The 15,660-nt window shown below is 70.6% G+C and carries 13 protein-coding genes; 12 read left to right on the forward strand and 1 reads right to left on the reverse strand.

All coding sequences use genetic code 11. From position 1 onward, the window contains the following. Window positions 1-142 precede the first annotated feature (142 nt). From ASG53_RS10485 to ASG53_RS10515, 7 genes are all read left to right on the forward strand, one after another. Complete coding sequence (locus ASG53_RS10485; RefSeq protein WP_235533903.1) at window positions 143-841, forward strand: SipW-dependent-type signal peptide-containing protein; 699 nt, start codon at window positions 143-145, stop codon at window positions 839-841. Next, the gene (locus ASG53_RS10490) at window positions 838-1,500 is read left to right on the forward strand and encodes a signal peptidase I (RefSeq protein WP_056132460.1); all 663 of its coding nucleotides are present in this window, start codon (window positions 838-840) and stop codon (window positions 1,498-1,500) included. Before ASG53_RS10485 ends, ASG53_RS10490 begins: the two co-directional genes overlap by 4 nt. A 101-nt stretch (window positions 1,501-1,601) precedes the next feature. After that, complete coding sequence (locus ASG53_RS10495; protein ID WP_056132463.1) at window positions 1,602-2,549, forward strand: hypothetical protein; 948 nt, start codon at window positions 1,602-1,604, stop codon at window positions 2,547-2,549. Continuing rightward, window positions 2,546-4,372: a choice-of-anchor G family protein gene (locus ASG53_RS10500; protein ID WP_056132466.1), complete on the forward strand. Its 1,827-nt coding sequence runs from the start codon at window positions 2,546-2,548 to the stop codon at window positions 4,370-4,372. The genes ASG53_RS10495 and ASG53_RS10500 overlap by 4 nt, the downstream gene beginning before the upstream one ends. A 590-nt stretch (window positions 4,373-4,962) precedes the next feature. Continuing rightward, window positions 4,963-5,538, forward strand: a complete 576-nt coding sequence (sigK, locus tag ASG53_RS10505) for an ECF RNA polymerase sigma factor SigK (RefSeq protein WP_056132469.1) — start codon at window positions 4,963-4,965, stop codon at window positions 5,536-5,538. Then, window positions 5,531-6,271, forward strand: coding sequence for an anti-sigma factor (locus ASG53_RS10510; protein ID WP_056132471.1), 741 nt, complete (start codon window positions 5,531-5,533; stop codon window positions 6,269-6,271). The genes sigK and ASG53_RS10510 overlap by 8 nt, the downstream gene beginning before the upstream one ends. 346 nt (window positions 6,272-6,617) lie before the next feature. Continuing rightward, window positions 6,618-7,922: a hypothetical protein gene (locus ASG53_RS10515; RefSeq protein ID WP_056132474.1), complete on the forward strand. Its 1,305-nt coding sequence runs from the start codon at window positions 6,618-6,620 to the stop codon at window positions 7,920-7,922. A 188-nt stretch (window positions 7,923-8,110) separates the two neighbouring features. Here the strand turns inward: ASG53_RS10515 and ASG53_RS10520 are convergent, their stop codons facing one another. After that, window positions 8,111-8,818 (reverse strand): fasciclin domain-containing protein, encoded by a 708-nt coding sequence (locus ASG53_RS10520; protein ID WP_056132477.1) that lies wholly within the window; start codon window positions 8,816-8,818, stop codon window positions 8,111-8,113. 218 nt (window positions 8,819-9,036) lie between these two features. On the opposite strand from ASG53_RS10520, the gene ASG53_RS10525 reads away from it, so the two are divergent. The 5 genes from ASG53_RS10525 (at window position 9,037) to ASG53_RS10545 (ending at window position 15,582) form a co-directional block, all read left to right on the forward strand. Continuing rightward, window positions 9,037-11,010, forward strand: coding sequence for a cytochrome c biogenesis protein CcdA (locus tag ASG53_RS10525; protein ID WP_056132480.1), 1,974 nt, complete (start codon window positions 9,037-9,039; stop codon window positions 11,008-11,010). 391 nt (window positions 11,011-11,401) lie between these two features. After that, window positions 11,402-12,100 carry a GAF and ANTAR domain-containing protein gene (locus tag ASG53_RS10530; RefSeq protein WP_056132483.1) on the forward strand — a complete coding sequence of 233 codons (699 nt, stop codon included), beginning with the start codon at window positions 11,402-11,404 and terminating at the stop codon, window positions 12,098-12,100. A 126-nt stretch (window positions 12,101-12,226) separates the two neighbouring features. Then, window positions 12,227-13,150: an SDR family oxidoreductase gene (locus ASG53_RS10535; protein ID WP_056132485.1), complete on the forward strand. Its 924-nt coding sequence runs from the start codon at window positions 12,227-12,229 to the stop codon at window positions 13,148-13,150. A 111-nt stretch (window positions 13,151-13,261) separates the two neighbouring features. Next, the gene (locus tag ASG53_RS10540) at window positions 13,262-14,524 is read left to right on the forward strand and encodes a zinc-dependent alcohol dehydrogenase (RefSeq protein WP_056132489.1); all 1,263 of its coding nucleotides are present in this window, start codon (window positions 13,262-13,264) and stop codon (window positions 14,522-14,524) included. Then, a complete protein-coding gene (locus tag ASG53_RS10545) occupies window positions 14,521-15,582 on the forward strand; it encodes an NAD-dependent epimerase/dehydratase family protein (protein WP_056132491.1) in 1,062 nt (353 codons plus the stop codon). Before ASG53_RS10540 ends, ASG53_RS10545 begins: the two co-directional genes overlap by 4 nt. Window positions 15,583-15,660: the final 78 nt, after the last annotated feature.

Raw genomic sequence — 15,660 nt, forward strand, 5'->3', positions numbered from 1 at the left:
CTACCGGTATCACGCCCAGACGCATGGTGATCGGCCGGGCCCGACCTAGCGTCGTCTCATGGCTGGCGCACCACGTCGCGCCGCCGCTCTTCCGGTGACCAGGGGGCACCGGAAGAGCACCACACGTCACAAGGGGAGCACCATGACAGGACGGCGTATGGCGAAGGTCTCACGAGGGACGCGTCGGAGCTCGAAGTTCAAGGCGATGCTGGCCGGGGGCGCCGTCCTCGGGCTCGGCGCCACCGTCACCCTGGCAGCCTGGACGGACACCGAGTGGGTCTTCGCCGGCAACGCCGCCGGCAACGGGCCGGGCCTGGGGACGTCGGTCTTCGAGGTCGAGCAGAACGTCACCAACCCGTACACCGAGGCGTCCTTCGTCCAGAACGAGACGAACCCGGGTGGGGCCGTCCAGTTCGGGGTCTCCGCGCTGACGCTCACCCCCGGGGACGCGGTCTACGCACCCGTCGCGCTGCGGACCGTCACCGGGTCGATCGCCGGCACCGTCACGCTGCAGCCCGCTGTCCCGGCGACCGGGATCACCGTCACGGACGCGAACCAGGCGCTGTTCAACGCCCTCACCGTCCGCGTCGCCGTGAGCGCGACGACCACCACCTGCAACGCCGCGGCCTTCACCGCCGGGACGATCATCGCCAACGGTCCGCTCGCCACGACAGGCGCGAGCGCCGGTCAGGCGCTGAGCGCAGCTGGAGGCAACGTGCAGCACTACTGCTTCGAGATCACGCTGCCGGCCAACCCGACGCTCCCCAACGGGACCGCGCTCAGCGCGCTCCAGGGCCGCACCGCGGCGCCCGCCTGGAACTTCTCGGCGGTCTCCGGGTGACCCGCGCGTCCCGTGGGTCGGGACGCGTCCAGCAGGCCTGCCTGAACGTCGCGAGCGTCGTCGGGGCGCTCGCGATCCTCTGGTTCTTGCTCTCCCTCCTCCTCGGCTGGTCCCTCGTCCTGTTCAAGACAGGGTCGATGGCACCGACCTACCCGACAGGTGCCGCAGCCGTCGCGGTCCCCGTGGCGGCCGACGAGATCGAGCCCGGGGACGTCGTCACGGTCCCGCGCGCCGCAGGCGGGCTCCCGGTGACCCACCGCGTCGTGTCGGTCGCGGACCCGGGCACCGGAGACGGGGCGCGGGAGCTCGTGCTCAAGGGCGACGACAACGCGACGCAAGACCTCGAGGTCTACACGGTGACCGGGGCGGACAGGGTCGTCGTCGGCGCCCCCTACGTCGGGTACGCCGTGACGCTGCTCGCCCAGCCCAAGACCCTCGCGATCCTCACGACGGTGGTCGCTGCGCTCACCGTGTGGGTCTTCTGGCCGCGCGACGAGGACGACGCAGACGGAGAGCCGGAGCAGGCAGAGGACGGTGCGACGCAGAGCGACGGCCTGGCACCGGCTGGCACCACCGTCGGCTCTGCGCCCGGGACGACACGCGCCATGCTGCGCGAGGGACTGCGACCACCGCCGACGACGCACGAGAGACCGACCTGACCGGCGACCGCAGGCGGGACGCCTGAGGAAGGGGCAGGAGGGTGAGCAGGGTGCCAGGGGAGGGGCAGGTCCGTGGACGTGAGAGGACGAAGGCGCGCCGCGTGGCGCTCGCCTCCGTGGGTGCGCTCATGATCGTCCTCGGAGCAGTCCTCGCCGCCCGCGCCGACGTCCTGACCGTCCCGTCGCCGGCTGCGCTCGAGGTGGCGGAGGCCGATCCGGAGCTGCTGGTGTCCTCGGACTGGGGGATCGCCGAGCTGTCCGACCTCAGGCCCGGGCAGCCGGCCTACTGGTTCGTCGATGCCGCGGTCGACGGTGTGGCCGGCGCCAGGCTCACGCTCCAGATCCGCAAGGACGGCGCGCTCATGGAGGTCCCCAACGGCGTGGTCGTCGTGGTCGAGCGCTGCTCGGTCGAGTGGGTCGACGGGCCTGGGGGTCCGTCCTGCGACCTCGGGCGGACCGTAGTCGCCACGGCGACCCCCGACGACGACCTGTCGACGTCCAGCCCGCGGTACTGGTTGGACGCCGTCGACTCCCGGGACCCCTCGTACGTGATGGTCACGCTGTCGATCGAGGACACCCCGGAGAACCGGGCGGACGCGGCCCTCATGGGTCTCACGGGCTCGCTCGGGCTCGGGATCACGGCTGTCGAGGCGATCCCCGGCGAGACCGACCCGCCGACAGAGCCGCCCACCGATCCGCCGACAGTCCCGCCCACCGACCCGCCGACGGACCCGCCGACGAGCGAGCCGACGGGGAACCCGACCGGATCTCCGACGGGCGAGCCGACCGGCGGCCCGTCAGGCTCGCCAGGTGCTCCCGGCGGCCCGGGAGACGGCGGCGGCACCCCACCGGCGGGTGACGGTGGGGGAGACCTCCCCGGTCGAGGGGCTGCCGGTCTGCTCCCCACCACCGGCGCGGGCGGCGCTCTGCTCCTCTGGGTCGCCGGGCTGGCGCTCGTCGCCGGCGGGGTGCTCACGACCGCCCACGCCGCAGGGCGCCGCCGACCCGCTGTCGAGGCTGCCGCTCCGGCTCGTGGAGACCGACGATGACGACCCGGCGCAGGCTCGAGCCTCTCAGCCCAGGCGCGCTCGGCAGGGTGCGCTGGGACGCCGTCCTCGTCTGCCTGCTCGCCTGCGTGCTCGTGGTCGGCGGAGCGCTGCGCGCGGTGCCGACCCTCGCGTCGTGGACCGACCAGGAGTGGACGCACGGGACCGTCGGGACCTCGCAGATCCGCTGCGGCACCGACACGAACTTCCGGGCGCAGGCCCAGTCCAAGGCGCTCGGCGGGTCGTTCCTGGGGACCGACCTCGAAGGGCTCGCGGCGGCGCAGGGCATGAGTCTCGTGCGCACCCCGACCACGGCGGCCGTCCCGACCCCGTCGACGGCGACGGACCTGGGCGTCAACGACGGCGACCCGACACTCGACACCTACGGCAACCCGCTCGCGGTCACCGGCCTGACCGGGATCACCGGGCTCACCGTCTCGGGTCTGGGCACAGGGCTGCCGACGGGGTCGGCCGGTGCCCTCAACCAGGTCGCGCAGGTCACGACCAAGGGCCGCGCCGCCGCCGCCTCAGGTCTCGTGGACGCGACAGGTGCTGTTCTCGTCGGCGCGTCGACCCCCGCGAACCAGCTCCCGCAGCCGGCCGTCCTGGACCTCTCGTCGGTGTTCTCGGGGATCACGAACGTGACCGCCACGAGGATGTCGGTCGGGGCGACAGGGTCGAACGCGTCCCTCGACTTCTGCTCGTCTCTCCTCGACGACCTCTGGGGCCCCGGGACTGTCACCGGGATCACCCGCAGCTACGGGGTGGCGGGCCTCGGCCTGCAGATCGACAGCCCGACGGTCGCGGCGCTCGTGACCGACGTCAACGCGACGGTCACCTCCCTCGGTACGGCAGTGACGGCCCTCGGCGGGACGAACGGGCAGGTTGCCGTCGCGATCACGAACGGCGTGCAGAACGCCTCGAACTCTGTCGTCACCGGGCTCACCGCGGCTCGGACCTCGAGCACGGTGACGGTCTCGACACCAAACTTCACCACGGCCCTGGGGGCGCTGCGCACCACCCCGCTGACGGACGGGAAGGTGACTGTCGACCTCGTGAACGGTCGGGTGACGGTCAACCTCGCGACCCTCCTCGGCAGTGACGCGGCGGGGTTGAACGGGTTGGCGCCGAACTCTTCGCTCCAGCTGAGCAGCGCGGCTGTCGCGTCGATCGCCACGCGGGTCGACGCCCTCGTCCAGACCTGGTCGAACCAGGTCTCTGCGGCCCTGCTCTCGGCGGTCCGGGCGGTGACGGTGACCTCTGACGTGACCGTGGCCTCCAGGACCGCGGGGCTCCTCGACGTGACGTCGACCCGCTCGCAGCACGTTGGGACCATCGGCGCCTATCTCGACCGGAGTGCTGTCTTCACCCCTGTCGTCACGGAGACGGGCCTGGCCGGGGTGGTCAACCCGATCCTGTCGGCTCTCATGCCAGGTCTGACCGTGAACTCCTACGCGACCAGGATGCGAGCCGCCCTCCCGGCTGCTCTCCTGACAGCGATGAACAGCTCGCTCACGGCACAACCTGTCGGGCAGGTCACGACGCTCGGGACCACGCTGACGACCCGGCGGGGCACCCTGGTCACCGCGGTCCAAGCTGTGGCGAACCGCATGCCGGGTGCCGTGGCGATCGCTGTGAACGTCCAGCCCGACGTCGCCGGTGCGCCGCCGGGGACCGTCCCGGTGCCCGGCGCGCTGCCGTACACGAGCCCGACCTACTCGGTCGCTGCGCTGAGGATCGGTGTGGTCTCGGCGACCGCCCCGACAGGCTTCGCCTATCTGTCGTGGGCGCGGTCGACCGTCGGCCCTGTCGTGCAGGTGCGATGACCTCGCGCAGACGACCCTTGCGCGCCTCGACGAACCTGTGCTAAGTTCTACGAAGTCGGGTTAGCCCGGCGATCCTTGCAGGTGCCGTTCAACTGGCACGCAGGAATCACACTTCGGTTCGATGCGCGGTGCCAACACCCGCCCAACGACCCGGTTCGGCACATGGTTGCGTATGTCGGTTGGCTACGGACAACATGTGAACCGAAGGCACCACACGATGGCTCCCAAGCTTGCCGGGAGCGGTTCAAGCTCAGGGATGAGAACAAATGCCTGAGCAGGCGATGTGGTAACAGCTGTTGGTCTCATGACATAGAGAAGCGGCCCGCCCCAGTAACACGGGGGTGGGCCGCTGCTGTCTGTGCGGACGTACCGTGCCGGTCCGGCCACGGTCGCCAGGCTGTGCACGTGATCGCCGGGAGCCCTCCCGACTGTGCCGCGCGAGGCGTGGTCACGGATGTCACACGGGTCTGCGTCACAGTTCGGCAACTCTGACCCATCCGGGCGTGCGAGGGCTCCGAACCTCTGATATCCCCGGCGTCGCCGGGGTGTCCAGATCGAACGAATCCCAGGACGTGAGGCAGACTGAGCGGGTGCCAAACCCGAGGACGAGTCAACCCGATGCGATCGACGCAGCGCTGAGCGCGTGCGCCGACGGCAACCCGGAGCTGTTCGCCCCCGTCTACGACTCGCTTGCGCCTGCAGCCTACGGAACGGCTCTCGGTGTGCTCCGTGACCCGGATCATGCCGCAGAGGTGGCCCAGGAGGTGATGGTCGAGGTGTGGCAGACAGCCGCACGGTTCGACCCCGCCCGCGGGTCCGCCCGTACCTGGGTGGTCACCCTCGCGCGACGCAGAGCTGTCGACAGGGTCCGTTCAGAGCAAGCCCGACGACACCGTGACCAGAAGGACACGGACGAGAAGGGCGCAGGAGGTGAGTACGACATGGTTGCCGAGCACGTGGAGCAGCGGCTCGAGGCCGCAGGCGTCCGCAGGTGTCTGGGGTCTCTGACCGACACCCAGCGTGATGCCGTCATGCGTGCCTACTACGGCGACCGTACGTACCGCGAGGTGGCCGAAGACCTCGGCGCCTCCCTCCCGACCGTCAAGAGCCGCATCCGCGACGGTCTCATCCGGCTTCGCAACTGCTTGGGGGTGGACCATGCCTGACACAGACGACCAGACCCCCGAAGGCCCTCGGGACCTCATCGCCCCGTACGTCTTCGACCACGTCGACGACCTCGAACGGCGCCAGGTCGAGCGGCTCGTCGCCGCCGACCCCGACGCACGCCGGGAGCTCGACGAGTTCCGTGAGGTCGTCGCGGCCTTCACCGTCGACACCGCACCTCCGGCGTCGATGCGCAGCCAGGTGCTCGCGTCGATCGCGCAGCCGGCGGCGGCACCGGTGCGGCTCGCCGAGAAGCGGCACAAGCCGTCCGCCGCAGGACGCCCGTCTGCAGCGCGTCGCCGATGGGTCACCCTCGGCGTCGCCGCAGCCGTGGCCGCGGGGATCGCGGTCCCGACGAGCATCGCCGTGCAGTCGCACTCCCAGCAGCAGCAGCTGCAGGCCGAGGCTGACGTCGTCGCCCAGATGGTCGCCGACCCGACGTCACGAGTCCTGCGGGCCGAGGTCGAGGGAGGTGGCGAGGTCAGTGCTCTGGTCTCGGCCGACCGCGTGTTCCTCTCCACCTCGGAGATGGCCGACGCCGACTCCGACAGCGACTACCAGCTCTGGGTCATCGACGGGGAGCAGATCAGCTCGCTCGGTCTGATGCACCCCGAAGACGGCTCGACCTCGGCCCTCGTCGAGGCCGGTTCAGGTTCGACGCTGGCTGTCACCGTCGAACCCCGTGGAGGCTCGGAGCAGCCCACCACGGACCCGATCGTCGCCGTCGAGATCTGACGCGACCCGCACACCGCGTGCCGCCCAGCAGGGCGGCACGACGGCTCCTCGCAGAGGCGGGCGACCACTCCGGTCGCCCGCCTCTGCCGTGCGTCCCGCCGGGATGGAGCCTGTGCCTGGCCGTGTCCACGCTCGATGGTCGACGACGCACCACGGCCAGGCAGTGGGCTCGGCCCGTCCGAGACCGGCCCCTGCGGGCAGGGGACACCTGGTCGAGGAGCAGCGCGGCGTGGAGCCGTGAGAGCGGGTCCGCCGCCTCCGACATCGGCGCTGCTACCGTGTGGTCTCGAGCCGCGTGCCTGCGTGGCCGCTCACGCCGTGCACCGACGACACCGGAGGACTGGCCATGGCCGACGCCCCCGTCACGACCGCTCTGGCCCGGCATGTCGGGCTCGGTGCGGCGACACACTTCACCGCCAAGGCGTCGCGCTACGCGAGCTGGCCGAACCTCATCAGAGGTATCTCCGCGATGCCGGCGACCCCTGACCTCGAGGCCGCTGCGCTGGCCCTGATCGACGACCCGAGCATGGCCACCGACCTCGGCCTGGTCTCGTCGCCTGCCGCGGGGACGGACCCCACCCTTGCGAGGGCGGTGGCCGTCCTGAGCGTGGGTACGACGACCCTGGGGCTGCTGACCCTGGCCGCTCGTGCGGACCTCGGGGTGGTGGACCGGGTCGCTGGCATGGTCGGCGGAGTGAGCTGGGACGAGACGCACCTGGAGATGATCCGTCGCGGCGCCGCCAGGCACGCAGCAGCTGACCGGCCCACGGCGGGTGCGCCGGCTCCACAGGCGGCGCACCCGGACGCACCGCAGCGGGTTTCCGAGGTCAAGGCCTGGCTGGGCACGCACGGTGGCGTCGACGTGAGCGTCCTGGCTCCGTACGACAAGCAGAAGGCGACAGCCCGCACTGCAGCCATCCGTGCCCTGGGCGAGATCGCCACACCGCAGGCCTTGGAGGTGCTCGGGCAGTACGCGTCCGACAGCTATCCGGACAAGGTCCTCGACGAGCTGCACACGGCCTGGGGACGGTTCGACCGGCGCGCCTTCGCGGCAGCGATGTTCCGACAGGCTCCGTGGCGTCTCGATCTCGGGTTCGCCTCGTCCGTCGAGGGCATCGGCGCGGTGAGCGGTCTGACCAGCCTCAAGGTGGGGTTCAGCGGTCCGGCGGACCTGTCACCGCTGGCCGAGTGCACCGGGCTGACGACACTCTGGGTCGCCTCGCCGTTCGAGCCCGGCCTGCTCAGCGTGGCTCCGCTGCTCGGCCTGACCGAGCTGACCGAGCTGCACCTGACCGAGAAGACGCACGACGCCGATCTCACGGCGCTGGCAGCTCTCCCGGTACGACGACTACGTCTCGACCTGGACGGGGCCGACTGCTCGTTCCTGCTGGAGATGCCTCGGCTCGAACGGCTCTTGCTCACTGGAGCCGTGCCCGGCACCGCGACCTACGACGTCGTCGTCGCGCTCGTCCAGAAAGGTGTCCGGGTCGTGGTCTACCAGCACGAGACCGAGTGGGTCACCGGGCTGCGAGAGCGCGCCGAGCGGGAGACCGGTGTCTTCCTCGTCGAGGCGCACGGCCGCATCGGGCTCGTCGGCGACGATTCGGAGATCGGCCCGTTCGAGCGGTCCCTGGGTGTCTTCCTGGCCTGACCTGCAGCCCGCGGTGACGGCAGGGCACGCGGGGGACTCCGTCCGCGCTCGCGTCCAGGCACAGCAGAAGCGCCGGGGCACAGCAGGAGCGCTCGGGCACAGCAGAAGGGCCCGCTCCCCGGGCGGGGGGAGCGGGCCCTTCTGGTGCGCTGACGCCGTGCCGGTGCCGTGAGGCACCTACGTCAGGGTCACATCGTCGGCATCAGGACCGAGTCGACGAGGTAGACGGTCGCGTTGGCGGTGACGACTCCACCGCAGATGACGTTGGCGTCGTTGACCATGAGCTCGTCACCGGAACCGGTGACGTTGACCATGCCGCCCTCGACGGTCTCGTGCTCACCGACGATCTGGTCCGGGGTCAGCTGGCCGGGGACCACGTGGTAGGTGAGGATCTTGGTGAGGGTGTCGGCGTCGGTCTTGAGGCCCTCGATGGTGGCGGGGTCGATCTTGGCGAAGGCGTCGTCGACAGGTGCGAAGACCGTGAAGTCACCACCGTTGAGGGTGTCGACGAGGTTGACGTCCGGGTTGAGCTGGCCGCTGACCGCTGCGGTGAGCGTGGTCAGGAGCGGGTTGTTCGACGCGGCCACGGCGACGGGGTCGGTCGACATGCCGGTCACGGAGCCGGCGCCGTCCGGGACAGCCTCGGCGTAGGCGGCGCAGCCGGGGCCGACGAGGTTGGCGGCCGGGTCCATCATGGCGCCGTCGGTGGCGTCTTCGGTCGCGTCGTCCGTCATGGCGTCCGTGGTGGGGTCGTCGGTCATGGCCGGCGCCTCGGTCGTGGCGTTGACCGACGCGCTGTCGTCAGCGGTGTCGTCGGACGAACATGCCGACAGTCCGAAGAGGGCGAGGACTGCGACGCTGGTGACTGCGTAGGACTTGCGGGTAAGAACGTTCATCGGTCTCTCCTCAGCTCTGCCGCCCCACGTCTGCGGGGCGTCTCACGATCAGTTCGGAGCCGCCGTGACGCTGGATGGGTGTGGACGAGAATCTTTTTTCTCGGCCTCCCTCTCCGGGGCGACTCACGGACAGTTCGGAGCCGGTGGCGGGTCCGGATGGGTGGGACCTGAATATTTCTCAGACCCATCCGGGCGGCCTCTGAGAACGAACCGCTGCCATGGAAACGCTCATTCTCATCGGGCTCATCGGTGGCCTCATCACCGGTATCTCACCGTGCATCCTTCCGATGCTCCCGGTGATCTTCTTCGCAGGAGGTATCCAGGGCGCTCGTCCTGGCTCTCCGGGCGAAGGCACAGACGGAGCATCGGCACCCGCCGAGGGCACGTCGACCAGCTCCACGCCCACCTCGTCCCTCTTCGCAGGGGCGCCGGGCGCGGTCACCATCAACAGCCGCGGCACCGTCGCCGTGGCAGACCGGCCCAAGGTGGGTGCCGGCGACTCTGTCGGCATCGGCAAGGGCAAGGGCACGAACGGCAAGCCTGCTGACGGCAAGCCCGCCAAGGAGGTCTCCGCGCGACGGAAGTCTCTGCGCCCCTACCTCGTCATCTCCGGCCTCGTGCTGAGCTTCTCCTTCTTCACCCTCCTCGGTTCTCTGATCCTCAACGCGCTCGGTCTCCCTCAGGACCTGCTGCGCTGGGTCGGGCTCTCGCTGCTGGCCATCATCGGTATCGGGATGATCGTGCCGCGCCTCGAGGAGGTCATCGAACGACCGTTCCAACGCATCGCAGCACTGGGTGCACGGCGCGGTTCGGCGCGACAGGACCGCGGGGCCTTTCTCCTCGGCCTGGGCCTCGGGGTCCTGTACGTGCCGTGTGCTGGTCCGGTCCTCGCGGCGATCACCGTCGCCGGTGCGACCGGGAACATCGGGGCTGACACCGTCGCCCTGACGGTCTCCTTCGCGGTGGGTGCGGCCATCCCGCTGCTGATCTTCGCGCTGGCCGGCCGCAGGGTCGCCGAGCGCGTGGGTGCCTTCAAGCGTCACACCAAGGGCATCCGCATCTTCGGCGGAGTGACCATGATCCTGCTGGCGATCGGTCTGGCCTTCAACCTCCCGCAGTACCTGCAGCGCGCACTGCCCGACTACACGGGTTCACTGCAGTCCCAGATCAACGAGTCGGGCACCGTGCAGGAGGCCCTCGACCTCGGTGGCATCGTCACCGACGAGAACCGTGAGCTGTCCAACTGCTCCAACGGAGCGTCCGAGCTCGAGAGCTGTGGCCCCGCGCCCCAGCTGAGCGGCATCAACAACTGGTTCAACACGCCCGGTGACGAGGCGCTGAACCTCTCCGACCTCAAGCAGGAGGGCAAGGTCGTCCTCGTCGACTTCTGGGCCTACTCCTGCATCAACTGCCAGCGTGCGATCCCGCACGTGAACGCCTGGTACGACCAGTACAAGGACGTCGGCAAGGGCTTCGAGGTCATCGGTGTCCACACCCCGGAGTTCGCCTTCGAGCGTGAGACCCGCAACGTGGTCGCCGGTGCCGAGCAGCTCGGCGTGACGTACCCGGTCGCCCAGGACAACGCGTACTCGACCTGGACCAAGTACCGCAACCGCTACTGGCCGGCGCAGTACCTCATCGACTCCGACGGCACGGTCCGCCACATCCGCTTCGGCGAGGGTGGCTACGAGAACACCGAGAAGCTGGTCCGTGAGCTCCTCGAGCAGGCCAACCCCGGTGTCGAGCTGCCGCCCGAGACCTCGGTCGACGACGGCACCCCGCAGGACAAGACGACTCCCGAGACGTACTTCTCCTCGACGAAGGTCGTCAACTACTCCGGCGAGCAGGACTACAAGACCGGTGAGTTCACGGTCAACTCTGACCAGCCGAAGGACACCTTCTCCCTCGGTGGCTCCTGGACCCTTGACCCCCAGGGCGCCACGGCGGCCGCGGACGGTGCGACCGTCCAGCTCGCCTACTCGGGCACCAACGTCTTCACAGTCCTCGGCGGAGAAGGCACCGTGAAGGCGACGATCAAGGACGCCGACGGCAAGACCGTCGACACCAAGGAGATCGAGGTCTCGGGCAACCCGAACCTCTATCCGGTCCTCGAGGGCGATGCTGCGACGACAGGCACCGTCGAGCTGGAGCTCCCGAAGGACGTCCAGATCTTCACGGCCACCTTCGGGTGACCGACCGGTCGCCGCCCCTGACAGGGGCGGCGACCCCCACGAACCGGCGCGCGACCGGCGAGACCCCACCCCCTCCGGGTCTCGCTGGTCGGGCGCCTCGTGCGTTCCCGGGGCGGGCACGCAGGTGCGACAGGAGGGGCCAGAGCAGGCCAGGTCGGGCGGGACGGCTCCTTCGTGGCCGACCGCCGGCCGTCGTCCACAGGGCTGGGAGACCCGCGACCAGGCTCAGGCGTAGTGTGACGCACAAGACGGTGCTCGGGCCGCCTGCAGGAGCCGGACGCCCGCGTGCGGGCAAGACCCGCGCCCGTCGTCGTCCTCCACCTCTAGCCGGCGCGCAGCACGCCTCGCACAGACCGTCCACGACAGGTACGCCAGCACGAGGGAGCAGCAGATGGTCAACGACGTCAGCGTGCTCGCGGAGCTCGCCCTGTACGTCGCCCGCCTGCCGCCCGAGAACCCGCTCGCGCTGCGGCTGTGCAGCGCCGGGGCGACCCTGCTCGGGGCGAGCGGAGGGTCGGTGACGCTCACCTCGACCCCGGGCGCGCCCTTCGTCCTGGCGACGACGGACCGTGTCGCGGAACGGGTGGAGTCTCTCCAGGAGGTGCTCGGGGCCGGGCCGCGCGTCGAGGCGCAGCGGACGGCGAGACCGGCGACGCTCGTCGTGGGGGACGCCCCTGACGCGCCGTCCTCGCTCGCGCAAGAGCTCCGGGCCGCTGTCGGCCCGCTCCGTGTCAGCTCTTTCCCGATGCTCGTGGCCGGGGCGGTCCTCGGTGTGCTGAGCGTCCACACGCCGTCCGAGACCAGGCTCACGCGGGAGGACGACGAGGCCCTCGTGGTCGCCTCGATCATCGGGGGAGCGTTGCTGCGCGACGTCGACGACGAGTCCTCGACGATGCTCAGCGGCTGGCCTGCGCGGGCGCGGGTGCACCAGGCCACGGGCATGGTGATCGCCCAGCTGCGGGTGAGCCCGGACGACGCGCTCACCCTGATCCGGGCGCACGCCTACGCCCAGGGCACCACTGTCGCCGCTGTGGTCTCCGACCTCCTCGACGGACGTCTCGTGCTGGGCCCGGGCGACGCCTCGACGTGAGACTGGACGCGACGAGGCACCTGAGCGCCGCGACCTCGGTAGTGGTCCACAGACCTCCCGGATGCGTGAGCGGCCTGCCGACCGCACAGTGGGAAGACCCCATCACGACCTTGGAGGTCCATCCACATGACTTCTGCGAGCACCCGCTCGTCGGGCACGAACGACCAGCTGACCTTCCAGGACCCGGTCTCGAGGTTCGAGGCCATCGAGCCGCCGGCCGAGAAGAAGCCGGAACCGGGTCTCGACTCCGATCTCACCCCGGAGGCAGACCTCGGCGAGCACTCCTACCGCGGCACGGGTCGTCTCGAGGGCCGCAAGGCACTCATCACCGGAGGTGACTCCGGCATCGGGGCGGCCACCGCCATCGCCTTCGCCCGCGAGGGCGCCGACGTCGCGATCGCGTACCTGCCGGTCGAGGAGAGCGACGCCGAGAACATCGTCCGCATCATCGAAGAGGCGGGCCGCACGGCTGTCGCGCTGCCCGGGGACCTCATGGACCCCGAGTACACCGCGGGCCTGGTCCAGGCTGCCGTCGACGGCCTCGGCGGGCTGGACATCCTCGTCAACAACGCAGGCAAGCAGATGGCCGTCGAGTCGATCGAGGACCTCACGGACGAGCAGATCACCCAGACCTTCACGATCAACATCGAGGCGATGATCCGCATCTCGCGTGACGCCGCCAAGGTGCTGCCCGCGGGGTCGGCGATCATCAACACGACGTCGATCCAGGCGTACAACCCCTCGCCGAACCTCATCGACTACGCGTCGACGAAGGCTGCGATCAACAACTTCACCAAGGGACTGGCCCAGCAGCTCGCCCCGAAGGGCATCCGTGTCAACGCTGTCGCCCCCGGGCCGATCTGGACGCCGCTCCAGCCGACAGGCGGCCAGCCGGCCGACGCGCTCCCCGAGTTCGGGCAGCAGACGCCCCTGGGCCGTGCCGGTCAGCCGACCGAGCTCGCCCCCGCGTACGTGTTCCTCGCCTCGCCCGAGTCGAGCTACGTGCTCGGCGAGACGCTCAACGTCAACGGCGGCACGCCCGCCCCGTGACACCTCAGGCCCCCGGGCCCGTGCTGGACGCACGGGCACGGGGGCCTCGCCGTACCTATCCGCTGCACCACCCGGACCACCGGGCCGTCTGGATCACCCGAGGAGCACACAGTGCGCGCACTCACCTGGCAGGGACGCGAGAACGTCAGCGTCGAGACCGTCCCCGACCCCACCATCGTCGAGGCGACCGACGCCGTCATCCGGGTCACCTCGACCGCCATCTGCGGGTCTGACCTCCACCTCTACAGCGTCCTCGGCGCCTTCATCGACCCCGGTGACATCCTCGGCCACGAGCCGATGGGCATCGTCGAGGCCGTCGGTCCCGAGGTCACGCACATCGCCCCGGGGGATCGCGTCGTCGTCCCCTTCAACATCTCGTGCGGGCGCTGCTGGATGTGCACGCGCGGCCTGCAGTCCCAGTGCGAGACCACCCAGGTGCGCTCCCAGGACAAGGGTGCCGCGCTGCTCGGCTACACCAAGCTCTACGGCCAGGTCGCCGGCGGTCAGGCCGAGTACCTGCGCGTCCCGCAGGCCCACTACGGACCGATCAAGGTGCCCGACGACGGTGCTCCTGACGAGAAGTACCTCTACCTCTCCGACGTGGTGCCCACCGCCTGGCAGGCCGTGGAGTACGCGCAGGTCCCCGACGGCGGGTCGGTGACGGTCCTGGGTCTCGGTCCGATCGGCCAGATGTCCGCGCGGATCGCCCGGCACCGCGGGGCCGGGCAGGTCATCGGGGTCGACCTCGTCCCCGAGCGTCTGGCCATGGCACGCCGGCACGGGATCGACGTGATCGACCTGCGCGAGGTCGACTCGGTCCCGGAGGCCGTCAAGGCACTCACCCACGGTCGCGGGACCGACTCGGTCATCGACGCCGTCGGGATGGAGGCGCACGGCTCCCCGGTCGGCAAGGCCGCGCAGATCGGCGCGGGGATGCTCCCCGACGCGCTCGCCCGCCCGATGATCGAGAAGGCCGGGATCGACAGGCTGGCTGCCCTGCACACGGCGATCTCGACGGTCCGCCGCGGCGGCACCGTGTCGATCTCTGGCGTGTACGGGGGCGCGATCGACCCGATGCCCCTCATGGAGATGTTCGACAAGCAGGTCACGCTGCGGATGGGGCAGGCGAACGTCCACCGCTGGACCGACCAGATCCTCCCGCTCGTCTCGGACGACACCGACCCTCTCGGCGTCCTGGACCTGCGCACCCACAGGGTCGCCCTCGAAGACGCCCCCGCCGCCTACTCGACCTTCCAGAAGAAGGAGGACGGCTGCATCAAGGTGGTTCTCGACCCGACGCTCCCGGGCACCGCTGCCGGTGAGACGGCGCAGACGGCCGAGCCCCACGACGCCCCCGCCGGACGCCACGCGTGAGGGTCGTGGTCGTCGGTGCGAGCGGTAACGCAGGGACAGGTCTGCTCCGCGCCCTGCACGCAGCCCCCGAGGTCACGTCGGTCGTCGGGGTGTCGCGTCGGCGCCCCGACCTCGACGCCGAGCCTTTCCGCGGGGTCGAGTGGTTCCAGCGCGATGTCGCCCTCGAGGACCTCACGCGGGACGGCTCCAGGGAACGGGTGCTCGTCGACGACCTCGCGCAGGTCTTCACCGGTGCTGACGCCGTGGTGCACCTGGCGTGGCTGATCCAGCCGAACCGGGACCGCGAGCTCTTGCGGCGCACCAACGTCGAGGGCACCCGGCACGTGGCCCTCGCCGCCGCTGCGGCCGGGGTGCCCCACCTGGTGGTCGCGTCCTCGGTGGGTGCGTACTCTCCTGTCGACGACGACAGCCCGCGCGACGAGTCGTGGTCCACGGGTGGCATCCCGACGTCGCACTACAGCGTGGACAAAGCAGCGCAGGAGCGGGTGCTCGACGACGTCGAGGCCGCCCACCCGGAGATGGTCGTCACGCGGCTGCGACCCGCGCTGATCTTCCAGCCAGACGCCGGGGCCGAGATCGCACGGTACTTCCTCGGTCCTCTCGTGCCCCGGTCAGTCTTGCGACCCGGGGTGCTGCCGGTCGTCCCGCTGCCGACGGGCCTGCGTCTGCAGGTGGTCCACGCCGACGACGTGGGCCGTGCCTACCTCGCGGCGGTCCTGCACCGCGACGCCGCGCGGGGTGCCTTCAACATCGCGCACGACCAGGTGCTGCGGGCCGACGAGCTCGCGAGCATCCTCGACCACGGCAGGTCGGTCGGGGTGCCCCCGGCCCTGCTGCGCAGGCTCGTCTCGATCGCCTACGACCTGCGCCTGATCCCCACAGACCCCGGGTGGCTGGACATGGCGATGGGCGCACCGCTCATGAGCACAGACCGGGCGCGCAGCCTCCTCGGGTGGGAGCCGCAGCACAGTGCTGCGGACACCCTCGAAGACCTGCTGCACGGTCTGGCGTCTATGGAGGGGCTTGCCAGCCCGCCGATGCAGGCGACGAGGACCTGAGCACGAGGCTGGCCTCGGGGACGGCACGATGGTGGATGCCGCGACGGAGGATGTCGTGACCGGCGCTAGACCGACGAG

It is taken from the genome of Sanguibacter sp. Leaf3 (genome assembly GCF_001425965.1).
Classification (GTDB): Bacteria; Actinomycetota; Actinomycetes; order Actinomycetales; family Cellulomonadaceae; genus Sanguibacter; species Sanguibacter inulinus.